This is a genomic window from Micromonospora noduli, from assembly GCF_003264365.1.
Classification (GTDB): domain Bacteria; phylum Actinomycetota; class Actinomycetes; order Mycobacteriales; family Micromonosporaceae; genus Micromonospora; species Micromonospora noduli.
Genome location: NZ_PYAK01000003.1, coordinates 19,023 through 42,309, shown reverse-complemented (window position 1 = coordinate 42,309; position 23,287 = coordinate 19,023). Strand labels below are relative to the sequence as shown.

General features: G+C 71.9%; 25 protein-coding genes and 1 pseudogene. 19 read left to right on the top strand and 7 right to left on the bottom strand.

Annotation, left to right across the window (positions count from 1 at the left end; translation table 11 throughout):
• Positions 1–2: 2 nt before the first annotated feature.
• The 3 genes from GUI43_RS03150 to GUI43_RS03140 all read right to left on the bottom strand — a co-directional run bounded on the left by GUI43_RS03150 (position 3) and on the right by GUI43_RS03140 (position 1,938).
• The gene (locus GUI43_RS03150; RefSeq protein ID WP_112697956.1) at positions 3–839 is read right to left on the bottom strand and encodes a class F sortase; all 837 of its coding nucleotides are present in this window, start codon (positions 837–839) and stop codon (positions 3–5) included.
• A gap of 12 nt (positions 840–851) precedes the next feature.
• Positions 852–1,376 (bottom strand): hypothetical protein, encoded by a 525-nt coding sequence (locus tag GUI43_RS03145; RefSeq protein ID WP_211326635.1) that lies wholly within the window; start codon positions 1,374–1,376, stop codon positions 852–854.
• Positions 1,377–1,473: 97 nt separating this feature from the next.
• On the bottom strand, positions 1,474–1,938 hold the full coding sequence (locus tag GUI43_RS03140; RefSeq protein ID WP_112584137.1) for an Lrp/AsnC family transcriptional regulator: 465 nt from the start codon (positions 1,936–1,938) through the stop codon (positions 1,474–1,476).
• Positions 1,939–2,086: 148 nt separating this feature from the next.
• Between GUI43_RS03140 and GUI43_RS03135 the strand changes: the two genes are divergently transcribed.
• The 14 genes and pseudogenes from GUI43_RS03135 (at position 2,087) to GUI43_RS03070 (ending at position 15,150) form a co-directional block, all read left to right on the top strand.
• Complete coding sequence (locus GUI43_RS03135) at positions 2,087–2,989, top strand: tryptophan 2,3-dioxygenase (RefSeq protein ID WP_112698020.1); 903 nt, start codon at positions 2,087–2,089, stop codon at positions 2,987–2,989.
• A pseudogene (gene kynU, locus GUI43_RS03130) lies at positions 2,965–4,301 on the top strand (kynureninase); the annotation flags it as partial. The gene GUI43_RS03135 and the pseudogene kynU, both read left to right, overlap by 25 nt.
• A 74-nt stretch (positions 4,302–4,375) precedes the next feature.
• Complete coding sequence (locus tag GUI43_RS03125) at positions 4,376–5,713, top strand: FAD-dependent oxidoreductase (protein WP_112697955.1); 1,338 nt, start codon at positions 4,376–4,378, stop codon at positions 5,711–5,713.
• Between the two features lie 23 nt (positions 5,714–5,736).
• On the top strand, positions 5,737–7,218 hold the full coding sequence (locus tag GUI43_RS03120; RefSeq protein ID WP_112698019.1) for a 2-hydroxymuconic semialdehyde dehydrogenase: 1,482 nt from the start codon (positions 5,737–5,739) through the stop codon (positions 7,216–7,218).
• A gap of 20 nt (positions 7,219–7,238) precedes the next feature.
• Entirely contained in the window at positions 7,239–8,036 is a 798-nt protein-coding gene (locus GUI43_RS03115; RefSeq protein WP_112584140.1) for a 2-keto-4-pentenoate hydratase, read from the top strand.
• Positions 8,033–8,968, top strand: coding sequence for an acetaldehyde dehydrogenase (acetylating) (locus GUI43_RS03110; RefSeq protein WP_112697954.1), 936 nt, complete (start codon positions 8,033–8,035; stop codon positions 8,966–8,968). The genes GUI43_RS03115 and GUI43_RS03110 overlap by 4 nt, the downstream gene beginning before the upstream one ends.
• On the top strand, positions 8,965–10,029 hold the full coding sequence (gene dmpG / locus GUI43_RS03105) for a 4-hydroxy-2-oxovalerate aldolase (RefSeq protein WP_112584142.1): 1,065 nt from the start codon (positions 8,965–8,967) through the stop codon (positions 10,027–10,029). Before GUI43_RS03110 ends, dmpG begins: the two co-directional genes overlap by 4 nt.
• Entirely contained in the window at positions 10,026–10,799 is a 774-nt protein-coding gene (locus tag GUI43_RS03100) for a 2-keto-4-pentenoate hydratase (protein WP_112697953.1), read from the top strand. The genes dmpG and GUI43_RS03100 overlap by 4 nt, the downstream gene beginning before the upstream one ends.
• Positions 10,796–11,218 (top strand): RidA family protein, encoded by a 423-nt coding sequence (locus tag GUI43_RS03095; RefSeq protein ID WP_091405437.1) that lies wholly within the window; start codon positions 10,796–10,798, stop codon positions 11,216–11,218. Before GUI43_RS03100 ends, GUI43_RS03095 begins: the two co-directional genes overlap by 4 nt.
• Complete coding sequence (locus GUI43_RS03090; protein WP_112584144.1) at positions 11,215–11,739, top strand: 3-hydroxyanthranilate 3,4-dioxygenase; 525 nt, start codon at positions 11,215–11,217, stop codon at positions 11,737–11,739. Before GUI43_RS03095 ends, GUI43_RS03090 begins: the two co-directional genes overlap by 4 nt.
• Entirely contained in the window at positions 11,739–12,740 is a 1,002-nt protein-coding gene (locus tag GUI43_RS03085) for an amidohydrolase family protein (RefSeq protein WP_112601427.1), read from the top strand. The genes GUI43_RS03090 and GUI43_RS03085 overlap by 1 nt, the downstream gene beginning before the upstream one ends.
• Before the next feature lie 180 nt (positions 12,741–12,920).
• Positions 12,921–14,384: an amidase gene (locus tag GUI43_RS03080; protein ID WP_112697952.1), complete on the top strand. Its 1,464-nt coding sequence runs from the start codon at positions 12,921–12,923 to the stop codon at positions 14,382–14,384.
• Positions 14,385–14,441: 57 nt separating this feature from the next.
• The gene (gene ctaJ / locus GUI43_RS03075; RefSeq protein WP_428842198.1) at positions 14,442–14,756 is read left to right on the top strand and encodes an aa3-type cytochrome oxidase subunit CtaJ; all 315 of its coding nucleotides are present in this window, start codon (positions 14,442–14,444) and stop codon (positions 14,754–14,756) included.
• A complete protein-coding gene (locus GUI43_RS03070; RefSeq protein WP_091405419.1) occupies positions 14,743–15,150 on the top strand; it encodes a DUF5130 family protein in 408 nt (135 codons plus the stop codon). The genes ctaJ and GUI43_RS03070 overlap by 14 nt, the downstream gene beginning before the upstream one ends.
• Positions 15,151–15,203: 53 nt before the next feature.
• Here GUI43_RS03070 and GUI43_RS03065 read toward each other — a convergent pair whose 3' ends face one another.
• Together GUI43_RS03065 and pepN are read right to left on the bottom strand one after the other, a co-directional pair.
• Positions 15,204–15,767 carry a Uma2 family endonuclease gene (locus GUI43_RS03065; RefSeq protein WP_112698018.1) on the bottom strand — a complete coding sequence of 188 codons (564 nt, stop codon included), beginning with the start codon at positions 15,765–15,767 and terminating at the stop codon, positions 15,204–15,206.
• A gap of 83 nt (positions 15,768–15,850) precedes the next feature.
• Complete coding sequence (gene pepN, locus GUI43_RS03060; RefSeq protein WP_112697951.1) at positions 15,851–18,400, bottom strand: aminopeptidase N; 2,550 nt, start codon at positions 18,398–18,400, stop codon at positions 15,851–15,853.
• Positions 18,401–18,623: 223 nt separating this feature from the next.
• On the opposite strand from pepN, the gene GUI43_RS03055 reads away from it, so the two are divergent.
• The 4 genes from GUI43_RS03055 (at position 18,624) to GUI43_RS03040 (ending at position 21,792) form a co-directional block, all read left to right on the top strand.
• A complete protein-coding gene (locus GUI43_RS03055) occupies positions 18,624–19,250 on the top strand; it encodes a mycothiol-dependent nitroreductase Rv2466c family protein (RefSeq protein ID WP_112697950.1) in 627 nt (208 codons plus the stop codon).
• A gap of 182 nt (positions 19,251–19,432) precedes the next feature.
• The gene (locus tag GUI43_RS03050) at positions 19,433–19,948 is read left to right on the top strand and encodes a hypothetical protein (protein WP_112584152.1); all 516 of its coding nucleotides are present in this window, start codon (positions 19,433–19,435) and stop codon (positions 19,946–19,948) included.
• Positions 19,949–20,037: 89 nt separating this feature from the next.
• Positions 20,038–21,237 carry a DUF1015 family protein gene (locus GUI43_RS03045; RefSeq protein WP_091405411.1) on the top strand — a complete coding sequence of 400 codons (1,200 nt, stop codon included), beginning with the start codon at positions 20,038–20,040 and terminating at the stop codon, positions 21,235–21,237.
• Between the two features lie 87 nt (positions 21,238–21,324).
• On the top strand, positions 21,325–21,792 hold the full coding sequence (locus GUI43_RS03040; RefSeq protein WP_112584153.1) for a ribose-5-phosphate isomerase: 468 nt from the start codon (positions 21,325–21,327) through the stop codon (positions 21,790–21,792).
• Between the two features lie 11 nt (positions 21,793–21,803).
• Here the strand turns inward: GUI43_RS03040 and GUI43_RS03035 are convergent, their stop codons facing one another.
• Positions 21,804–22,145, bottom strand: a complete 342-nt coding sequence (locus GUI43_RS03035) for a hypothetical protein (RefSeq protein WP_091405403.1) — start codon at positions 22,143–22,145, stop codon at positions 21,804–21,806.
• A 138-nt stretch (positions 22,146–22,283) separates the two neighbouring features.
• On the opposite strand from GUI43_RS03035, the gene GUI43_RS03030 reads away from it, so the two are divergent.
• Entirely contained in the window at positions 22,284–22,829 is a 546-nt protein-coding gene (locus GUI43_RS03030) for a hypothetical protein (RefSeq protein ID WP_112584154.1), read from the top strand.
• 165 nt (positions 22,830–22,994) lie between these two features.
• Here the strand turns inward: GUI43_RS03030 and GUI43_RS03025 are convergent, their stop codons facing one another.
• Positions 22,995–23,261, bottom strand: coding sequence for a hypothetical protein (locus tag GUI43_RS03025; RefSeq protein ID WP_091405397.1), 267 nt, complete (start codon positions 23,259–23,261; stop codon positions 22,995–22,997).
• Between the last annotated feature and the right edge of the window lie 26 nt (positions 23,262–23,287).

The window sequence follows — 23,287 nt, the reverse complement described above, 5'->3', positions numbered from 1 at the left end:
CCTCACCCTGGACGCGCCTTGACCAGCGAGGCGAAGACCACCACGTTGTCCGCGTAGCCGGTCTCGCCACCGACCCACTGGCCGCCGCAGGTGATCAGTCGGAGGCTCGGGCGGCTGAAGTCGCCGTACACCTCGTCCACCGGCAGTCGGCCCTTGTCGAACTTCTCCACCGAGTTGACCTCGAAGACGGCCACGCGCTGGTCGGTGCGGGTGACCTCGATCTCGTCACCGGAGCGCAGCTCGCGGAGTTTGTGGAAGACCGCCGGCCCGCTGGTGGTGTCGACGTGCCCGACGATCACGGCTGGGCCGTACTGACCGGGGGTGGGCCCCTGGTCGTACCAGCCGGCCTCCTGGGCGCGGCCCGCGTCCGGCACGGCGATCGTGCCGTCCGGGGCGATGCCGACGTCGTGTACGGGCGCCCGCACGTCGATTTTGTCGATGGCGAGGCTGGTCGGCTGGCTGGCCGGCAGCACCGGGAACTTCTTCGGCGGCGGTCGCAGTCCGGCGCTGAGCCGGTCCGGCAGCAGGCTCATTCCGGTCACCTGCTCGACGCCGAGCATCGCCACGATCAGCACCATCAGCGCGGCGATGGCCAGCACCGGCAACCCGGGACTCGTACCGAACCGGTGCCGAGTCGACCCCGGCCCGGCCGGACGCCGCGGCGGCAGCGGCCGGGCGGCCGGGTCGGTGGTGGTGACGCTGGCCGACACGGCCTGCCCGGCGACCCGACGCAGCCGTCCGGAGACGCGGGCCACCAGCCGGCCGGACGCGCGCAGCGCCGGCCCGGCCCGGAGTCGGGCGCGGCGATCCGGCCGCGCACGCGCGGATCTGCGGGTCATGGGTGATCCGGCTCAGGAGCCGGCTCCCGGCCGACGTCGGCCGCCGGCCATTCCGAGCACGATCGCGGTGGCCACCAACGCCACGCCACCGAGCACCAGCAGCGAGCCGGTGCCGCGACCGCCGGCCATTCCACCGCCACCGGTCGCCGGGCCCTTGCTCGGTGAGGCCATGTTCAGCACGGTCAGCGTGGTCGACGCCGTCTGGCCGTTCTCGCAGCGCAGGTCGACCGGGTAGTCACCGGCCGGCTTGTCCCTCGCGATGGTGGCCTGCCCGGTCAGGAAGCCCCTGTCCGGTTTGAGCTGCACGTGCCCGAACGCGTCGGAGTGCACGCTGGACTGCCGGTTGTTGTTGTCGTTGTCGCAGCTCGCCTTGATGTTGACCCGGCTGCCGGCCTGGGCGCTGTTCGGTGTCACCTCGACGAAGACGTTCTCGCCGGCCCGCGCCGGTGCGACCGACAACAGGACGAACGCTCCGATCAGCCCCACCAGTGTCAGTACGGACGAGAGCGCGCGGTTGATCGTGCGGATTGCCTGCATGATTTCCCCCCAACCGGCGACGACCGCCGGAACCCTCCCCTGGGCACGTGCGCTGCTTTCCCGCTGGCACTGGGGCAAACCCGCACTGTGGGCGGGGTCAGCGCGGGCGGGGGATGGGCCCGGTGGCGGGGAGGGGGGTGACGGGGTGCCAGTTCAGCGGGGAGGACAGGACCATCGTGCTCGACGGTTGGCCGTACGGGGCGAGACGGTCGATGACCCCCTCGAACGCGCCGATCGAGCCGGCCGCCACCTTCAGCACGCTGCACGCGTCCCCGGTGATCCGGTGGATCTCCAGGATCTCCGGCCAGTCGGCCACGGCCGGGTCGTGCAGGATGCACCGCGCGCCGTAGCAGGACATCCGGATCAGCGCGACCACGCTACGGCCGGCGCGGCTCAGGTCGACGTGGGCGTGGTAGCCGGTGATGATCCCGGCCTCCTCCAGCCGCCGGACCCGCTCCGCGACGGACGGTGGCGACAGGTGTACGCGCCGGGACAACTCGCTGAAGGAGAGCCGCGCGTCGGCCTGCAACTCGCGCAGCAGCGCCCAGTCCATGTCGTCCACGCTCAGACCTTACTTTCGTGAACCGACTTCGCCTAGTTGCCTTTGGTTTGCCAGGTGAAGGGGCTGAGAGCCGTTGATTCGGCATTCCGCAGGCCGATCCGACCGCGAGATCATGACGTCGGCCAGTCCGGGGGAGGGAGACGAGATGGTGGATCAGACGGAGCGGCGGCCGCCGAACCGCCGTGCCACGGTGCAACCGGTGACCCCCGGGCAGCGCGTCGCGCAGGCGGAGCGCACCGGTGGTGAGCCGACCCTGGAGTTCGCCGACATGGTGCCGTACGACGCGTACGTGCAGGCCAGCGCCCTGCACAAGATGCAGCATCCGCTCAGCAGCGACCCTGGCGAGATGTCCTTCCTGATGGTCAGCCAGATCATGGAGCTGTACTTCGGGCTGACCTGCCACGAGCTGCGGGAGACCCAGCGGCTGATCCGCGCCGACCAGATCTGGGAGGCGTTGGCACCGCTGGGCCGAGCCAAGCTGCACCTGGAGGGGCTCAACGCCGCCTGGCAGGGCCTGCGCTGGATGAGCCCTGCCGACTTCAACCGGTTCCGCAATCTGCTCGGTGAGGCCTCCGGCTTCCAGTCGGCGATGTACCGGCAGTTGGAGTTCCTGCTCGGGTTGCGCGACCCGACGCTGATCCGCCCGTTCCGCCGGCAGGCCGAGGTGCACGCCGAGCTGAGCGCCGCCCTGGCCACCCCGAGCCTCTGGGACGATGTGCTCGCGCTGCTCGCCCGGCGCGGTTTCGACCTTCCCGCCGGCCTGCTCGACCGGGACGTGGCCGTCGAACACGACCCGCACCCGTTGGTCGAGGCGGCCTGGGTACGGATCTACGACGACGCCAGCCCGGACAATCACCTGCGGCTGCTCGGCGAGGCGCTGAGCGCTGTCGCCGAAGAGTTCGGCGACTGGCGCTGGAACCACGTCAAGGCGGTGCAGCGGACGATGGGCGCCAAGGTCGGCAGCGGAGGCTCCGCCGGCCTGGCGTGGTTGCAGCGCAGCATGGCCCGGGTGGTCTTCCCGGAGCTGTGGTCGGCCCGCACCGCGATGTGACCGGAGAGCGAGAAGAGCAATGACGACCCCTCAAGCCGAGCCGCTGGGCCTCGCCGCTGGCGAGGCGGAAGCGCATCGCCGTGACGAGGCCGACCCCGGTCACCGGCACCTGTTCCACGTGCCGCCGGCCGACGGTGGCGACCACCCCGAGTCGGCGTACCTGGCCGGCAACTCGCTCGGCCTGCAACCTCGGGCCACCCGCGACGAACTCCTGGCCGACCTGGACGCGTGGGGGCGGCTCGGCGTGGAGGGGCACCTGGAGGCGGAGCGCCCCTGGCTGCCGTACCACGAGTTGTTGACCGGGCCGGCCGCGCGACTGGTCGGCGCCCGGCCCACGGAGGCCGTGGTGATGAACTCGCTCACTGTCAACCTGCACCTGCTGATGGTGAGTTTCTACCGACCGGCTGGCGCGCGCACCCGCATCGTCATCGAGGACGCCGCGTTCCCCTCGGACAGCTACGCCGTGCGTAGCCAGGCCCGGTTCCACGGCCTGGACCCGGACGACACAGTGGTCCGGTTGCGTCCGCGCGCGGGTGAGGACGCCCTGCGCACCGAGGACGTGACCGACTACCTGGCCGCCGAGGGCGACCGGGTGGCGCTGCTGCTGCTCGGCGGGGTCAACTACCTCACCGGTGAGCTGCTGGACATCCCGGCGATCACGGCTGCCGGCCGGGCCGCCGGAGCGGTGGTCGGTTGGGACCTCGCCCACGCGGTCGGCAACGTGCCGCTGGCCCTGCACGACTGGGACGTCGACTTCGCCGCGTGGTGCTCCTACAAGTACCTGAACTCCGGCCCGGGTGCCCTCGCCGGCGTCTTCGTGCACGAGCGGCACCTCGGCGACGAGAACCTGCCCCGGTTCGAGGGATGGTGGAGCACCGCGGCGGCCACCCGGTTCGAGATGACGCCGGTGTCCCGGCCACCGGCCACTGTGGAGGCCTGGCAGATCTCCAACCCGCCGATCTTCGCGATGGGTCCGGTGCGTACCTCGCTGGAGCTGTTCGACGCGGTGGGGATGACCGCGCTGCGCGCGCGCAGCCAGCGCCTCACCGGCTGGCTGGAGTCACTGCTCGACGAGGTGACCGTCGGCCGGCCGCTGCGGGTGGTCACCCCGCGCGACCCGGCCCGCCGAGGCTGCCAGCTCTCCGTGCGCATCGGTTCCGGCAGCGCCAACGAGCTGACCAAACGCCTACGGTACGAGCACGGGGTCATCGCCGACGCCCGCGAACCCGACGTCGTGCGGTTCGCCCCGGTGCCGCTGTACTCCACGTACCTCGACTGCTGGCGTGCCGCCGCGGCGCTCGCCTCGACGGTGGGGGCGACCTCTGTGAGCGCGAGGAGTGAGCCGGGGTTGCGAGCCCCGCAGTCGCGAACGAAAGGCGGCTCAGCATGACCGCGCGGCGCGACGAGATCGCGATCGTCGGTGCCGGGCTGGCCGGCTGTCTGGCGGCCTGCTTCCTGGCCCGGCGTGGCTACCCGGTGGCCCTCTACGAGCGCCGCTCCGACCCGCGCGCCGGCACCGCCGAACGCGGTCGTTCGATCAACCTGGCGCTCTCCGAGCGCGGCCTGGACGCGTTGCGCCGCATCGGGCTGGCCGAGCAGGTGATGGCCGACGCGCTGCCGATGCGCGGCCGGATGATCCACCCGGTCGAGGGCGAGCAGCAGTTCCAGTCGTACAGCGCGGCCGGCGACCGGGCGATCAACTCGATCAGCCGGGGTGCGCTGAACAACGCCCTGCTGGACGAGGCCGCTTCCCTTCCGGGCGTGCGGGTCGTCTTCGACCACCGGCTGGTCGGGCTCGACCCGACCGACGGCGCCCTGAGCTTCGAGACCCCGCAGGGCCCGGTCGCGGCGAAGGCGTCGGTCGTGCTGGGTGCCGACGGCGCCGGCTCCGCGGTGCGCGGGCAACTGCTGGCGTACGGGCTGCTGGACGAGAGCGTGGACTTCCTCGACTACGGCTACAAGGAGCTGACGATTCCGCCGCTGGGCGGGGACTTCGCCCTGGACCCGGACGCGCTGCACATCTGGCCGCGCGGCACCTCGATGATGATCGCGCTGCCGAACCCGGACCGCTCCTTCACCTGCACGCTGTTCTGGCCCAACGACGGTGCCGGCAGCTTCGCCTCGCTGACCAGCCCGGCGGAGATCGAACGGCACTTCACCGAGCACTATCCGGACGTGGTCCCGCTGGCCCCGAACCTGGTCGACGACTACCAGCACAACCCGGTGGGCGTGCTCGGCACGGTCCGCTGTACCCCGTGGCAGGTCTTCGGCAAGGTCGGGCTGCTCGGCGACGCGGCGCACGCCATCGTGCCGTTCTACGGCCAGGGCGCCAACTGCGCCTTCGAGGACGTGGTGGAGCTGGACCGCTGCCTGGACGAGTGCGCCGACGACTGGTTGGCGGCGCTGCCGCTGTTCCAGCGGCGCCGACAGGAGAACGCCGAGGCAATCGCGACGATGGCGCTGACCAACTTCGTGGAGATGCGGGACAAGGTCGCCTCCCCGGTCTTCCAGACCCGGCGGCGGGTGGAGCACGCACTGGAACGGGCACTGCCCGGCCGGTACGTTTCCCAGTACGAGCTGGTGTCGTTCTCCACCACCCCGTACGCGGAGGTGCGCCGCCGGGTGCGCCGACAGCACCGGGTGCTCGGGGCGGTAGTCGGCGGGGCGGCGCTGCTGCTGGTCGGCGCGATCGGTGCGGCACTGGGCCGAGGGAGGCGGGCATGACCGGCAACTGGGATCCGCGGCTGATGGCCGGCCACGCGCCGAGTGGCCCGCAGCGGTTGCGTAACTTCGTCGCCGGCGAGTTCGTCGACGGCGGGTCTACGTTCGCCAAGGCCAGCCCGGTCACCGGGGAGCAGGTCTTCGAGGTGGACGAGGCGTCGCGGTCCACTGTGGACGACGCGGTGGCCGCCGCCCGGGCGGCACTGCGGGGGCCGTGGGGCCGGATGGGAGAGCGCGAGCGCGCCGAGGTGCTGCGCCGCGTCGCCGACGAGCTGGAGCGCCGCTTCGACGACCTGGTCACCGCCGAGGTCGCCGACACCGGCAAGTCCATCGCCCAGGCCCGCACCCTGGACATTCCGCGCGGCGCGGCGAACTTCCGAGCGTTCGCGGAGATCGTGGCGACCGCCCCCACCGAGTCGTTCACGACTGTCACCCCGACCGGCGGCCGGGCACTCAACTACGCGCTGCGCAAGCCGGTCGGCGTGGTCGCGGTCATCGTGCCGTGGAACCTGCCGCTGCTGCTGCTCACCTGGAAGGTGGCTCCGGCGCTGGCCTGCGGCAATGCCGTCGTGGTCAAGCCCAGCGAGGAGACTCCCGCCTCGGCGACGGTGCTCGCCGAGGTGATGGCCGCCGCTGGCGTACCGGCCGGGGTGTTCAACCTGGTGCACGGTTTCGGGCCGGACTCGGCGGGCGAGTTCCTCACCCGCCACCCGGGCGTCGACGCGATCACCTTCACCGGCGAGTCGGCCACCGGCGGCGCGATCATGCGGGCCGCCGCCGACGGGGTGAAGGCGGTGAGCTTCGAACTCGGCGGCAAGAACGCCGGCCTGGTCTTCGCCGACGCCGACCTGGACGCCGCGGTGGCCGGCTCGGTGCGGTCCAGCTTCACCAACGGCGGGCAGGTGTGCCTCTGCACCGAACGCATCTACGTGCAGCGCCCGGTCTTCGAGGAGTTCACCGCCCGGCTGGCGAAGCGGGCCGGCGAGCTGGCGTACGGCTGGCCGACCGACGAGGCCACCGCCACCATGCCGCTGATCTCCCACCAGCACCGGGCGAAGGTGCTCGGCGCCTACGAGCTGGCCCGCTCGGAGGGCGCCGAGGTGCTCACCGGTGGCGGCACGCCCACCTTCGGCGACACCCGCGACGGCGGGTCGTACGTGCAGCCGACGGTGCTCACCGGGCTCGGCCCGGACGCCCGCACGAACCGGGAGGAGATCTTCGGCCCGGTGGTGCACGTCGCGCCGTTCGACACCGAGGACGAGGCGTACGCCCTCGCCAACGGCACCGAGTACGGCCTGGCGGCGACCGTGTGGACCCCGGACGTGGGCGTAGCGCACCGGGCCGGAGCCCGGCTCGACGCCGGCATCGTGTGGGTCAACACGTGGTTCCTGCGTGACCTGCGTACCCCGTTCGGCGGGGTGAAGGCGTCCGGGATCGGTCGCGAGGGCGGCGTGCACTCGCTGAACTTCTACTCCGAACTCACGAACGTCTGTGTGGACCTGTCGTGAGCCGTAGCGAGGGAGCGGGCATGGAAGCTGACATCGAGGCCGCCAACCGGGAGTTGGCCGACGCCCGCAGCACCGGCAAGCCGTGCGCGCCGCTCCGGGGCCGGCTGCTGCCCGAGGGCGACGTCGAGGCCGCGTACCGGGTGCAGCAACTCCAGGCGCGGGCCTGGCAGGGCCGCGGCGAACGCCGGGTCGGCGCGAAGATCGGGTTGACCTCCCGGGCCGTGCAGGAGACCTTCGGGGTGTTCCAGCCGGACTTCGGCATGCTGACCGACGCCATGGCGGTCGGCGACGGGGTCGAGGTGCCCATCGACCGGCTGCTCCAGCCCCGCGTGGAGGCGGAGATCGCCTTCGTGCTCGACAAGGATCTCCCGAACCCGCAGCTAACCACTGTCGACCTGATCCGCGCGGTCGACCACGTGCTGCCGGCGATCGAGATCGTCGACTCCCGGATCGCCGCCTGGGACATCTCCATCGTGGACACCGTCGCCGACAACGCCTCCAGCGGGCTCTTCGTGCTCGGCACCACGCCGCGCCGGCTCGCCGACGTGGACCTGCGACTGTGCGGAATGGTGCTGGAGCACGCCGGCGAACCGGTCTCGGTGGGCGCGGGCGCCGCCTGCCTGGGCAACCCGCTGCACGCCCTGCAGTGGTTGGCCGGCACCCTGGCCCGTGCCGGCGATCCGCTGCGCGCCGGGGACGTGGTGCTCTCCGGGGCGCTCGGTCCGATGGTGCCGGTCACCCCCGGTGCCGCGTACGAGGCCCGGATCTCCGGACTCGGCTCGGTGCGGACATCCTTCAGCGACAGGGGCGGCCAGTGACCACCAACGTGGCGGTGCTGGGATCGGGAAACATCGGCACCGATCTGATGATCAAGGTGTTGCGGCTCAGTGAGAGCCTGCGCATGGTGGCGATGGCCGGCATCGACCCGGCCTCCGACGGTTTGGCGCGCGCTCGCCGGCTCGGCGTCGCCACCACCGCCGACGGGGTGGACGGGCTGGTCGCGATGCCCGAGTTCGCCGACGTCGAGCTGGTGTTCGACGCCACCTCGGCCGGCGCGCACCGACGCCACGACGAGGTGTTGCGCGCCCACGGCCGGACTGTGGTCGACCTGACCCCGGCCGCGCTCGGCCCGTACGTGGTGCCGCCGGTCAACCTCGACGAGCACCTGCATCAGCCCAACGTCAACATGGTGACCTGCGGCGGGCAGGCGACTGTGCCGATCGTCGCCGCGGTACGTCGGGTCACCCCGGTGGCGTACGGGGAGATCGTCGCGTCGATCGCGTCGAAGTCCGCCGGGCCGGGCACCCGGGCCAACATCGACGAGTTCACCGAGACCACGGCCCGGGCCATCGAGGTGGTGGGCGGTGCGGAGCGGGGCAAGGCGATCATCGTGCTGAACCCGGCGGACCCGCCGCTGCTGATGCGGGACACCGTCTACTGCCTCTGCCCGGACGCCGACGCCGACACCGACGCCATCGCCGCCTCGGTCGCCGAGATGGTGGCGGCCGTGCGGGAGTACGTCCCTGGCTACCGGCTCAAGCAGGACGTGCAGTTCGACCGGGTCGAGGCGTACCTGCCGACGCTCGGGCGGCGGCTCACCGCTCTTCAGGTGTCGGTCTTCCTGGAGGTCTCCGGCGCCGGGCACTACCTGCCCGCGTACGCGGGGAACCTGGACATCATGACCTCCGCCGCGCTGCGCACCGCGGAGCGGCTGGTCGCCCTGCGTTCCTCGGAGGTGGCCGCGCCATGACCGACCTGTACATCCAGGACGTGACGCTGCGCGACGGCATGCACGCCATCGCCCACCAGTACACAGTCGACCACGTACGCACCATCGCCGCCGCGTTGGACGCCGCCGGGGTGGCCGCCATCGAGGTGGCGCACGGTGACGGTCTCGCCGGCTCCAGCGTCAACTACGGCCACGGCGCCGCCAGCGACGCGGAGTGGATCTCGGCGGCGGCCGAGGTGCTGACCACTGCGAAACTGACCACCCTGCTGCTGCCGGGCATCGGCACGATCGCCGACCTGAAGGCCGCGAAGGCGCTCGGGGTGACCAGCGTCCGGATCGCCACCCACTGCACGGAGGCGGACATCTCCGCCCAGCACATCTCCTGGGCCCGGGAGAACGGCATGGACGTGGCCGGGTTCCTGATGATGTCGCACATGTTCGATCCGGCCGGGCTCGCCGGGCAGGCCAAGCTCATGGAGTCGTACGGGGCGCACTGCGTCTACGTCACCGACTCCGGCGGCCGGCTGCTGATGTCCGACGTGGCGCAGCGGGTCGACGCGTACCGGCAGGTCCTCGCCCCGGAGACGCAGATCGGCATCCACGCCCACCACAACCTGTCGCTCGGGGTCGCCAACAGCGTGCTCGCCGTCGAGCACGGCCGGGTCACCGGGCCCGCGCCGGTCGGCCCCGACGCGGTGCACGGCCGGACCGTCCGCGTCGACGCCTCCCTCGCGGGCATGGGCGCGGGTGCCGGCAACGCCCCGCTGGAGGTCTTCGTCGCGGTCGCCGAGCTGCACGGCTGGAAGCACGGCTGCGACGTGTTCGCGTTGATGGACGCCGCCGACGACATCGTCCGCCCGCTTCAGGACCGGCCGGTCCAGGTGGACCGGGAGACGCTCTCCCTCGGGTACGCCGGGGTCTACTCCAGCTTCCTGCGGCACGCCGAGCGGGCCTCCACGAAGTACGGCGTGGACGTCCGGTCGATCCTGGTCGAGCTGGGCCGCCGCCGGATGGTGGGCGGCCAGGAGGACATGATCGTGGACGTGGCACTCGACCTGGCCGACAAGGAGCAGCATTCATGATCGGCGTAGACATCGTCGGGATCGCCGAGAAGCTGGGTGCGGCGGCCGACACGGCCAGCGCGATCCCGCAGCTCGCCGCCGAGACCGGCCTCGACGTGGACACCGCGTACGCCGTGCAGGCCGCGCTGCTGCAACGCCGGCTGAACGCCGGTGAGCGGCTCGTCGGGTTGAAGATGGGGCTGACCAGCAGGGCGAAGATGGCCCAGGTCGGCGTGGACGAGGTGATCTGGGGGCGGCTCACCAACGCGATGCGGGTTCCCGACGGCGGCGCCGTGGACCCGACCGCGTACATCCACCCCCGGGTCGAGCCGGAGGTGGCGTTCCTGCTGGACCGGCTGCCCGAGCCGGGCGAGCCGATCGGCGACTTCGCCACGGCGGTCCGCGCGGTCGCCCCGGCCATCGAGTTGATCGACTCCCGGTACGCGGACTTCCGTTTCTCGCTGCCGGACGTGGTAGCGGACAACACCTCGGCCGCCGCCTTCGTGATCGGGCCGTGGTCGCCGGTGCCGGCGGGGCTGGACAACCTGGGCGTGCTGCTGGAGGTCGACGGGCGGGTGGCGCAGGTCGGCTCGACGGCGGCGATCCTCGGTGATCCGCGCCGGGCGCTCGACGAGGGCATCCGGCTGGCGGGCCGGCACGGGGTGCGGCTGGAGTCCGGGTGGGTTTTCCTGGCCGGTGCCGCCACCGCGGCGGTGCCGCTGCGTCCCGGCGCCCACGTCCGTGCCGTCGTCGAGAAGCTCGGCACGGCCTCGCTGCGGGCGTCGTCGTGACCGCCCGGGTGGTGGCCGGGAAGGCCGTCCCGCGGGGAGCCTTTCCGCACGTCAAGGTTGCCGGCGGGTTCGTCTTCGTCTCCGGTACGTCGTCGCGGCGCCCGGACAACACCTTCGCCGGTGTCGAGGTGGACGGGTTCGGCACCACCAACCTCGACATCCGTGTGCAGACACGGGCCGTCATCGAGAACGTGCGGGATCTGCTGCGTTCGGTCGGCGCGGACCTCACCGACCTGGTCCAGGTGACGACGTATCTGGTCAACATGAACGACTTCGGTGGTTACAACGAGGTGTGGGCCGAGTTCTTCGACGCCTCCGGCCCGACCCGTACGACGGTGGCGGTGCACCAGCTGCCGCACCCGCACCTGCTGATCGAAATCCAGGCCGTGGCCCTTCTTCCCTCGGGAGGTCAGTCGTGAGTGAGATCGCCGAGCCGTTCAGCTTTCCGGGCTGGATCGCCGACAACCAGCACCTGTTGAAGCCCCCGGTGGGCAACAAGGAGATGTTCCCCGGCGGGGACGACTTCATCGTGATGGTGGTGGGCGGGCCCAACCAGCGCACCGACTTCCATGTGGACCCGTACGAGGAGTTCTTCTACCAGGTCAAGGGCAACATGCACATCAACCTGGTCACCCCGGAGGGGCCGCGTACGGTGCACGTGCGCGAGGGTCAGATGTGGATGCTGCCGCGCAACACCCCGCACTCGCCGCAGCGGCCGGAGGCCGGCTCGATCGGTGTGGTCGTCGAGCGCGTCCGCGAGGAGGGCACGCTGGAGACGTTCCAGTGGTACTGCCCGCAGTGCGGCAGCAAAGTGCACGAGGTCGAGTTGCAGGTTCGCGACATCGCCGCCGATCTGCCCCCGGTGTTCCAGGCGTTCTACGCCGACGAGCAGGCGCGCACCTGCGCCAACTGCGGCACCCTGCACCCGGGCAAGGGCTGATGCCCGCAGGCGTGGTCGACGTGCACACGCACGTCGTACCCAAGGGTTGGCCGGACCTCGGCGCGGCGTGCGGCGGGTCCGGCTGGCCGTGGTTGCGGGTCGACTCCGAGCGCGCCGCCATGATCATGGTGGGGGAGACGGAGTTCCGCCCGGTCGGCGCCGAGTGCTGGGACGCGTCGCGCCGACTGGCCGACATGGACGCCGACGGCGTGGCCGTGCAGGTGGTCTCGCCCACCCCGGTCTTCTTCAGCTACGACCGCCCGGCCGACCAGGCGGTGAAGGTCGCCCGGATCTTCAACGACCTGACCCTGGAGGTCACCGCGGCCGGAGGTGACCGGCTGGTGCCGTTCTGCCAGGTGCCGCTCCAGGACCCGGACGCCGCCTGTGCCGAGCTGGACCGCAGCCTCGCCGCCGGGCACGTGGGCGTGGAGATCGGCAACCACGTCGGCGACCGGGACCTGGACGACGCCGGCGTGGTCACCTTCCTCCAGCACTGTGCCGAGGTGGGCGCACCCGTCTTCGTCCACCCGTGGGACATGCCCGGCGGGCCGCGACTGGACCGCTGGATGGCCCGTTGGCTCACCGGGATGCCCGCCGAGACGCACCTGTCGGTGCTGGCGATGATCCTCGGTGGTGTCTTCGACCGGGTGCCCGAGACGCTGCGGATCTGTTTCGCGCACGGCGGTGGCAGTTTCCCGTTCTGGCTCGGCCGCGCCGACAACGCCTGGCACCGCCGTGGCGACCTGGTCCGGGGCGCGTCTGCCGGCCCGCCCAGCAGCTACCTCGACCGGTTCAGCGTCGACTCGGTGGTCTTCGCGCCGCCCGCCCTGCGGCTGTTGGTGGACACGCTGGGGGAGGACCGGGTGCTGGTCGGCAGCGACTACCCGTACCCGCTGGGCGAACGGCCGGCCGGCGCGGTGGTTCACGCGGCCGACTTCCTCAGTGACGACCAGCGCGACAAGCTCCTGTCGACCAACGCCCTCCGTTTCCTGCACGGCTGATCGTCCGCCTAGCTCTCGACGTGAGCAGATCTTGGACAGTTTCCGTCCGGCGCTGACGGAAACTGTCCAAGATCTACAGACCGGGCAGGCCGGGCGGACGGGCGGGCGCCCGGTTGGTCCGTTTCCGGTCGTCGGCGCGTGTCGGCTGCGCGAACGACCGACTGCCGGCAGGATGACGGCATGGCCGAGCCGCACGACCTGACCGCGTTGGAGCAGGCCGCCGCGATGACCCGCGGCGAGCTGTCCAGCGTCGAGCTGGTCGAGCATTCCCTGCGCCGGGTGGCGGCGCTCGGCGACACAGTGGGCGCGTTCGTCACCGTCACACCGGACCTCGCCCGGCAGGCCGCGCGCGCCGCCGACGCGGTGCCGACCGAGGAGCGCGGCCCGCTGCACGGCGTGCCAACCGCGATCAAGGACCTGACGCTCACCGCCGGGGTCCGCACCACCTTCGGTTCGGCCGCCTTTTTCGACTTCGTCCCGCCGGTCGACGCCGACGTGGTCCGCTTCATCAAGGCCGCCGGTCTGGTCAGCCTGGGCAAGACGACCACCTCCGAGCTGGGCTGTTCGCTCTACTCGGAGGGCCGGGTCGCGCCGCCGGCCCGCAACCCGTGGCAGCTGGCGTACACCGCGGGCGGGTCCAGCGGCGGCGCGGCGGCGGCGGTCGCGGCCGGGCTGGTCCCGGTCGCCCAGGGGTCGGACGGCGGTGGATCGCTGCGCATCCCGGCGTCGCTCTGCGGCCTGGTCGGCTACAAGCCCAGTCGGGGCCTCGTCTCCGGCGGGCCGATCGGCTCCGGCGCGTTCGGCCTGCCCACCAGTGGCCCGCTCGGGCGGACGGTCACCGACGTCGCGGCACTGCTCGACGTCATGGCCGTCCCGGTCCCCGGCGAGCCCTACCTGCCGCCGCCCGCGCCGTCCGGCGGCTACCTGGCGGTCGCGCGCCGGGCCGAGCCCGGCCCGCTACGGATCGGCCGGTTCACCACGCCGATGCTCGCCGACGAACCGGTGCATCCCGACTGCGTCGCCGCCGTGGACCGGGCCGCCGCGCTGCTCACGGCGGCCGGTCACGAGGTGGTCGAGGTGCCGCCGCCGCTCGGGCCGGCGGCGTGGCCGCTGTTCGAGATCCTCTGGTACGTCCTGGCGCTCGCCCCGGTGCCACCGCAGCGGGAGGCGGAGCTGCTGCCGTTGACCCGGCTGCTCCGGGCCCGGGGCGCCGAACTCTCCGCCGGCACCCTGTCCGCCACCCTCGGGGAGTTGCAGGCCCAGGTCCGCCTCGGTGCCCGCCGCACAGCCGGCTGCGACCTGCTCCTCTGTCCCACCCTGGCCACACCGCAGGCACCCGTCGGCTGGTTCACCGCCGACGCGGACCCGGCCGCCGACTTCGACCGGCAACGCCGGTTCTCGCCCTACTGCGCCATCTTCAACGTCACCGGCGATCCCTCCGTCTCCCTGCCACTGGGTACCACGACCGACGGCCTGCCCGTCGGGGTGCTGCTCACCGGTCGGTACGGCGACGACGCGCGGCTTATCGCTACCGCTGCGCAACTGGAGAACTCCAGTGACGGATGGGATCGGCACCCCGCAATCTGGCGGGCCGTCGACTCCGCTAACGTGAATGGCGACGGAGTCGGGCGGTCGGCAGCGTGATCGTCCACCCGACCCGGTTGTTCAAGGTCGTCCTTCTTCCGCCTGGGGGCGTTGGGATTGTCTGTTACCGAGACGTTGCTGGTCTTCGTCGGCATCCCGTTGGCCGCGGTGCTGGTCATCGCCGGCCTGTCGTACGCCGGTAGCCGTGGGGGTGCCACCGGCGGTGGCGGTGGCGCCAAGCGCTACCGCCCGGGCCGGCCCTTCGACTTCACTCCGGTCTGGTTCCTGGGCCGTCCGGAGCAGCTGGCCGACTCGGCCGGCACCGCGCTGACGGCGGGGGCGCAGGCGCCCGCGCTGACCAGCCACAAGCTTGAGCAGGCCAGCGTCGAGGCGCCGGCCGGTGGAACCGGAGGCGCAAGTGACCGTTGGTGAGAAGCAGACCGGGTCGGAAAATCCGCCCGAGGTGCTCGACGGGCCGTTCTCGACCCGCCAGTTGCTGCGCATCGACGAGGCCCTGCGCCTGGCCGACAAGGGCACCGGCCTGGTCTTCTCGGTCTTCGTCGGCGGTCTCGACGAGCCGATCCGCGAACACGCCCAGCGGCTGCACCGTCAGCTCGCCGAGCCCGACAAGTCGGTGCTGATCGCCGTGTCGCCCAACCAGCGGCAGCTGGAGATCATCACCGGCCGGTACGCCCGCAAGCGCATCCCCGACACGTACGCCAAGTTGGCCGCGCTCTCCATGGTCGGCGCGTTCAGCGGCGGTGACCTGGCCGGCGGCATCATCAACGGCCTCGACCAGCTCGCCAGCCACGCCGGCAAGGGCTGACCCACAGACACGACGAAGCCGGGCCCGCGTTCAGCGGGCCGGGCTTCGATGTGTCAGCGGGGCCAGGCGGACGGGTCCAGCTTCATCGGCCACGGCTCGTCCACGTTCACCGGGTCTTCCGGGCCCAGGGTGCCCAACAACTCGTAGTGTTCACCCTCGCCAAGCCGATAGCGGTAGATCACCGGGCCGAAGTTGCCCCGTTCCACCCGCCAGTAGTGCGGGATGCCTGCCTCGGCGTAGAGGGCGGGCTTGGTGAAGCGATCGTGCCGGCGGCTTGCCGTCGACTCGACTTCCAGGACGAGCCCGATGTCCACCGGTTCGGCCCACATCCGCCCACGCGGCGCGCCTGGACGCAACGCCGTCAGATCGGGGATGAGATTGCCGCCAGAGACGTGTACCCCGATCTCCCGGATCACCCGCCACCCTGCGGGAGCTGCCTGGCGGAGCGCCATTCGGATCTCGTCGGCCAGTTCATGGTGTTCGGGACTGGCCGGTGGCGTCACGTGCAGGCTCCCGTCGATGATCTCGTAGCGGTTCCCGTTCTCAGGCAGGTCGGACAGGTCCTGCTCGCGCCAGCCCCGCTCCGGGGGCTGCCATTGGTAGGTCGGCTGTGCCATCACGTCCACCTCCTTTCGCAACCATAATGGCCCGGGCCGGCGTCGGTTCGCACCCACGCCGGCCCGGGCCGAATCCTCGCTGGTCAGCTCTGCTGGGCGTCCTTCGCGCGGGCCTTCAGCGCCCGCACCACACCGTCGCGGCCCTCGGCTACCAGTCGACGCAGCGGGGCGGGGTGCCCGTCACCGGCCAGCCACGCGTCGGTGGCCGCGACCGTGTCGTCCTCCACCAGGTAGGTCGGGTACGCCAACTGGGCGAACTCCTGCGCCGGCTCGCTGTCCCGGGTGGCCCACACCTGCCCGACCGCCGCGAAGTACCGCTCCCGGTACGGGGCGACCAGCTCCACCTGCGCCGGGTGGGCGAAGCCCTGCAACAGCGCCCGGTGCCGCCAGTTGGGCAGCGCGTCCGGGCCGGTGAGCAGGGCCCACACGGCGGCCTTGTTCTCGGCCGTCGGCATCAACGCGTGCGCGTACGCCGCTTCCCGCTCGCCGCTGGCCGTGCGGTCGCTGCTCAGCTCGGCCTCGATCTCGGCGGTGCCGGCGGCACCGTTGGCCACCAGCGCGGCGAGGACCGACCAGCGCAGCTCGGTGTCGACTGTCAGCCCGGCCGGCATGCCGGTGCCGTCCAGCCAACCGCGCAGCGTGGCCAGGTCTTCCTCGGAGCGGACCGCCGAGGTGAACGCACGGGCCCAGGCCAACTGGAACCCGCTGCCGGGCGCGGCGGCGGCGAGCGCGTCGCGGGCGGTACGGGCCAGGTCGGCCCAGCCGGTCGGCGCCCAGGCCGCGTCGGCGTACAGGGTGAGCGCGGTGGTCGCCTGCCGCAGGGTGGCGGTGACCAGGTTGATGTCGGTCTCTGCGGGCAGCCCGCTCAGCGTCAGCGCCACGTAGTCGCGGGCGGACAGCTCGGCGTCGCGGATCATGTCCCATGCGGCGGTCCAGCAGAGAGCGCGGGCCAGCGACGAGTCGAAGCCACCGATGTGCTGCACCACTGTCGCCATCGAGCGCTCGTCGAGGCGCAGCTTGGTGTAGCTGAGGTCGTCGTCGTTGAGCAGCAACACGTCGGCCGCCCGGACGCCACGCAGCGGGGCGAGATCCGTGTGCTCGCCGGTCACGTCCACCTCGTACCGCTCCCGACGGACCAGCCGCCCGTCGGTCAGGTCGTACAGGCCCACGCCGATCCGGTGGGTCCGCAGCGTCGGGTACGCCGCCGGGGCCTCCTGCCGCACCAGCACCTGCTCGTACGTGCCGTCGGCGCCGATGGTCACCTCCGGCCGCAGCGTGTTGACCTGCGCGGTCTCCAACCACTGCGCGGCGAACTTGCGCAGCTCCCGCCCGGATGCGGCCTCCAGCTCGGTGAGCAGGTCGTCGAAGGTGGCGTTGCCCCAGGCGTGCTTGCCGAAGTAGGCCCGCAGCCCGGCCACGAACGGCTCCTCACCCACGTACGCGACGAGCTGCTTGAGCACGCTCGCGCCCTTGGCGTAGGTGATGCCGTCGAAGTTGACCTCCACGGCCTCCATGTCCGGCATCTCGGTGTAGACCGGGTGGGTGGAGGAGAGCTGGTCCTGCCGGTAGCCCCAGTTCTTCCGGATGGACAGGAAGGTCGTCCACGCCTGGGTGAACCGGGTCGCGTTGGTGTTGCACCAGTGGCTGGCCCACTCGGCGAACGACTCGTTCAGCCACAGGTCGTTCCACCAGCGCATGGTGACCAGGTCACCGAACCACATGTGGGCCAGTTCGTGCAGGATCGTGTTGGCCCGCTGCTCGTACTCGAAGTCGGTGACCTGCGAGCGGAACAGGTAGTGCGACTCGGCGTGCGTCACGCAGCCGAAGTTCTCCATCGCGCCGGCGTTGAAGTCGGGCACCCAGAGCTGGTCGTACTTCGGCAGGGGGTAGCGCACGTCGAACTTCTCGTGGAAGAAGTCGAAGCCCTGCTTGGTGATCAGGAACAGGTCGTCGGAGTCCAGGTACTGTGCCATCGACGCCCGGCAGAACACCCCCAGGTCGATGCCGTCGTGCGTGTCGCGCACCTCGTGGTACGGCCCGGCGCACATCGCCGTGATGTAGGTGCTCATCCGGGGCGACTCGGTGAAGTGCAGCGTCTTGAGCGCCTCACCCGCCGGCTCCTCCCGCTGCACCGGCATGTTGGAGACCGCCCGCCAGTGCGCCGGCACTGTGACGTGCCAGGTGTAGACGCTCTTCAGGTCGGGCTGGTCGAAGCAGGCGTACACCCGCTGCGCGTCGGCCGTCTCGAACTGGCTGTAGAGGTACGTCTCGCCGTCCACCGGGTCGACCGTCCGGTGCAGACCCTGACCGCTGTTGGAGTAATTGAAGTCGGCGTCGACCACCAGGACGTTGTCGCTGTCCAACCCGGACAGGGTCAGGCCCTTCTCGGCGGACCAGTCGGAGAGGTCGACGGGCGTGCCGTTCAGCGTCGCGGACCGCACCGAATCGGCGGCCAGCTCGATGAAGGTGCTCGCGCCCGGTTCGGAGCAGCGGAACCGGACCTCGGTCGTCGACCTGAACGTGCGGCCGTCGGCCGCCAGCACGGCGCTGGACAGGTCCAGACTGATGTCATACCCCGTCACGTTGAGCAGGCGTGCCCGCTCGGTCGCCTCGACCTGCGTCAGGTTGCGCACTCCCGGCACTGTTCGTCTCCATCCCACATGTCGCCGTACGCCCGGCGGCGCCCGTTCGCCTACCGCTCGTGACGGCTGGCCCGATTCGAGTCTTCCATGTACGGGCAGCCCGCGGTGGCCGAGGTCACGCTCTCATTCGGGTGCCGGCCGACGCGCTGCGGGGTGAAGATTCTCCTGAGACGCCGACCGCTGCCGGCGCCACCCGTCGCGAAAGGATCTCACCGTGGCCGAGCGTGTCACCGCCGACATGTGGTTCGACCCGGCCTGCCCGTGGGCCTGGATCACCTCCCGTTGGCTGCTCGAGGTCGAACAGATCCGGGACGTGGACATCCGCTTCCACGTGATGAGCCTGGCAGTGCTCAACGACGGCCGGGACGAGCTGCCCGAGGAGTACAAGGAGTTCCTGAAGACCGCCTGGGGCCCGGTGCGCATCTGCATCGCCGCCGAGCAACTGCACGGCAATGACGTGCTGCGCCCGCTCTACACCGCGCTCGGCACCCGGATCCACCTGCAGAAGCAGGAGCGGGGTCCGGAGCTGTACGTGGCCGCGCTCACCGAGGCCGGCCTCGACCCGGCACTGGCGGCGGCCGCCGACAGCACCGACTACGACGAGGCGCTGCGGGCCAGCCACGAGGCGGGCATGCGCCCGGTCGGGCAGGACGTGGGCACGCCGGTCGTGCACGCGCCCGGCCCGGACGGCACCCCTGTCGCGTTCTTCGGCCCGGTGATCACTCCGGCTCCGAAGGGGGAGGCCGCCGGCCGGCTCTGGGACGGCGTGCTGCTGGTCGCCGGCACCCCGGGCTTCTACGAGCTCAAGCGCACCCGGGAGCAGAGCCCGATCTTCGACTGAGCGATGACCACCGCGCCCCCGTCCGTGCTTCGTCAGTCGCGCGGACGGGGGCGTTTCTCGTCGGGTGCCGAGGTCGGCGGAGGGTCGTGGCGTCACCGGGAGGCGGGCGGCGTCGTTTCCCTCGGTGTCCGCCGCAGCGACCCGCAGGGGCCGCGCGCCGCAGTTCGTGGAGGCAAATCCCGATGGCCAAGCACCGTGCGTCCGGTGACGATCAGTTGACCCGGCAGGGGGTGATCGAGACTCCCGGCGCGGACTACTGGTCCGTCGACGACTCCCGTTGGCCGACTGTCCGCCCGGACCTGCCCGCCCACCTGGTGGATCTACTCGCGCCGCCCATCGTGGTGGGCGTGGCCCGGGTCCCGGTGACCTCCCGGCTCACCCCGCCCATGGCGGCCGACTCACTGCCGTCGTCCGTCGACGCGGTGTCGAGCGACACGCCTGCGCTGGTGCCATCGGGGGCGGCACCGGCCGAACCGGCGCCTCCGCCGCCGGCGCCGGCTCCTCCGCGCCCGGTGCCGACGCCGCCGCTGAGCCCGCGGCCCGTTCCCACGCCTCCGCCCGACCGTCCGGTGCCGGGGCCGCCCGCGTCGCCCCGCCGCGCCCTGAACACCGGGCCGCTCGGGACCGGTCGGCGTGGCAACGGTGGGCCGGTGAGCGCGGGTAAGCACCGCCGGGGCACCTCCGACCGCGCGGGCTGACCAGCCGGGCCCCACCGGGCGTTTTCATCTGGTGGACGCCCCGCGGGTCCCCGTCGGCGGCGACACCGTCGCCGGTAGCGTCAGTGGGCATGACGGTCGTGCATCCGATCACCCGGGCCTGGGTCACCACTGGCGGCACCGGCGCGCAAAACTACGACGAGTTCGCCGACGACGCGGAAATCACCGCGATCATCGAGTCGAACCCGCACAGCGCTCTCGGCATCGAGATGCCGCACCGCGCCCCGCAGAGCCTGGGCAAGTCGTTCCTCGACGCGCTGCCGGACGCGGTGGCCCGCCTCGCCGAGGCCAAGGCCGACGGCAGCTACACCCCCGCCGAGCAGGTGGTGGTGCTCTACCGGATCAGCGCGCCCGGTGAGGAGCCGGCGTACGGGCTGTTCGCAATGGTGGACACCGACCAGATCTCCACCCGGGCAGACGAACCGGGCCTGGTCATCCGCAACGAGGACGTCTTCATCGCCAAGGTGCGCGAGCGGGTGGCGTTGGCCGACGCGCTGGGTCACCTGCTCTCACCCGTACTCCTGCTCCAGACCGGGCGTGGCGACGAGCTGCACGCCGCGCTCGCGGCGGCGACCGACACGGCCGGCGCGCCCGCCGCGACGGACACCGACCAGGCGGGGCGCACGCACGCCATCTGGCTGCTCGGCCCCGGCCCGGAGCAGGCAACGCTGACCGCTCTCGCCGGTGGCGGGGACCTGGTCGTCGCGGACGGCAACCACCGCAGCCTGGCCGCCCAGACCGGCGGGCTGCCGCGCTTCCTGGCCGTGGTCACCACCCCCGCGTCAGTGGCCATCCAGCCGTACAACCGGCTGGTCAGCGAGCTGACCACCACCCCGGCCGAGCTGCTCGACCGGCTGCGCGCCGCGGGCGCCGAGGTCGAGCCGATCGACGGCCCGGTCGAGGTCCCAGCGGCCGGCGGCACCGTGCACCTCCGCCTCGACGGCCAGGGGTACGCGGTGCGCCTGCCCGCCACCGCCTCCGCCCGCCTGGAAAACCTGGACCACGCCCTGGTCGAGCGGCTGGTGCTGCGCGACGCGCTCGGTCTGGACCCGGGTGACAAGCGGATCACCTACGTCGGCGGTGACTACCCGGCGAGCTGGCTCACCGGTGAGGTCGACGCCGGCCGGGCCGAGTTGGCCATCCTGATCGCGCCGGTGACCGTGGCGGATTTCGTCGCGGTCAACCTGGCCAGGGAGAAGATGCCCCGCAAGAGCACCTGGTTCACCCCGAAGGCGCGCGGTGGTCTGGTCGTCGCCGAGCTGCCGCGTTGAGTGCCATCCCCACGACCGTGTGACGAACCCGGCTCGGGGACGCCGCCCCTGTGACGTCCCCGAGCGCGGCCTGACAGACTGCCCGGTATGCGCGTCTACCTGGGATCCGATCACGCCGGTTTCGAGTTGAAGGTGCACCTGGCCAACCACCTGGCCATGCAGGGCTACGACGTGGTCGACGTCGGCCCGCACAGCTACGACCCGGACGACGACTACCCCACGTTCTGCCTGCACACAGGCGACCAGGTGGTGGCCGACGAGACGGGCCTCGGAGTGGTCATCGGTGGCTCCGGCAACGGTGAGCAGATCGCCGCGAACAAGGTTGCCGGCGTCCGCGCCGCGCTGGCCTGGAGCGTCGAGACCGCTCAACTGGCCCGCCAGCACAACGACGCGAACGTCGTCGCCATCGGTGCCCGCCAGCACACGCTGGACGAGGCGACCGGCATCGTCGAGGCGTTCCTGAACACGCCGTTCTCCGGCAACGAGCGGCACGCTCGCCGGATCGCCCAGGTGGCCGAGTACGAGCGGACCCGGAAGCTGCCCGACCTGCCCTGACCGTGCGGCGCTCAGCGCGGCGAGCGGGGCAACTCCTCGCGGGGCACCCAGTTTCGCCGGACGACCACCACCCGGGCTTCCGCCTCGGCCAGGTCGTCGTCGGTGGGGCGGGCCGCATCCCGGGCCCGTAGCGCCGCGCTCAGCCCCACCTGGGACGAGCCGGAACCGACCAACCCGCGCAGCCCTCGCTCGCCGTCGCGCTCGTCGCCGCCCGTGCTTCTGCGTCTCGGCGGCGGCTCGTCACCGTCGTGCACGCCCGGCGTGCTGACCGTCGGGCCGTCCGCACCCGGTCTGGCCGTCTCGGTGTCGGCGTGGTGGCGCAGCCGTCGCCGTCGTCGGTCGGGGTCACCCATCAGCCGACCGTACCCTGGCCGGGTTCGATCCGGCACCGTCGCGGGGCCGCGCGTCCCGGCCGGGGTCGGCGACCGATTTGCCGGCTGGCTACTCTCGAATCAGGCGGTGCTGTTGCCGTCGGTCAGGGGGAGGACGAGATGGCAGACCAGACGCAGCCGTGGGCGGAGCGGACCGTGGAGGTGCCACCGCAGGCCGGCGTCGGGGTGCCGCCGCAGCGTGACGGGTTCCGCCGGGGGGTCGCTCCGGTGGGTGAACCGCGCACCCCGCGGACGGAGCCGTTCCCGGTGGTAGAGCAGGAGCCGACCGGCACCGGTTGGCCCGGAGAGCCGGTGCCCCGCCGCTCACTGAGCTCCCGGGTGGCGCAGCTGCGGCGCGGCGGTGAGTGGAGCGCGGCGGCAGGCCTTTTCGCGTTCGTGTGTTGGGGGATCTGGGCGCTGTCCGGTCAGGGTGACCTGAGCGGCCCCCTGCTGGTGCTGGTGCTCAGCCTGCTGGTGGCGGTCGGCCTGTTCGCCCTGTTCCGGCTGGTCGGCCGGGTGGTGTTGGAGCGGCAGTTGGGCCGGGTCCGGCGCAGCGCCCGAGGTGCCCACCTGGCGACGGCGGTGTTCCTGGTCGGCCTCGGCGTGGCGTGGCTCCAGCAGACCGACTGGGTCGTCTCGGCCTGGAACTGGATCTCCTCGAACTGACCGGGTGTGCACGGGCGGGCCGGTCCGCGACCGCCCACCCGTGCACCCGGTCGTCTCCCCACCAGGCAAGGTCGCCGCTTACCCGGCCGGCCGCGGTTCATCCGTGGCCGGCCGCTCCGACCGGTATCTCCTTCGTGGGCTTGCGTGATCCCGATGGTGCGGCGGTCAGTGGGTGCCGCCGTGCCCCTCGGCGTCGGCTCGGGGCGATGCGACCCGGGCGGCTGGATCCTCGACGCCGGGCTCGCCGCCGTCCGGGGCGACCGCCCCGTCGTAGTTGTAGAGCGGTCGACCATCGTCGTGTTGCTTGGTGGTCTTGATGTAGCGGTGCATCAGGCCGTCGATCTCCACCTCGACGAGTGCCTCGTTGCCGGTCTCGTGGGTGCTGCCGTCTCGGGGGCCGCCCACCAGGTGGGCCGTGGTGTTCGTGTCCATGAAGGGGCCCTACCCACCAGACACCC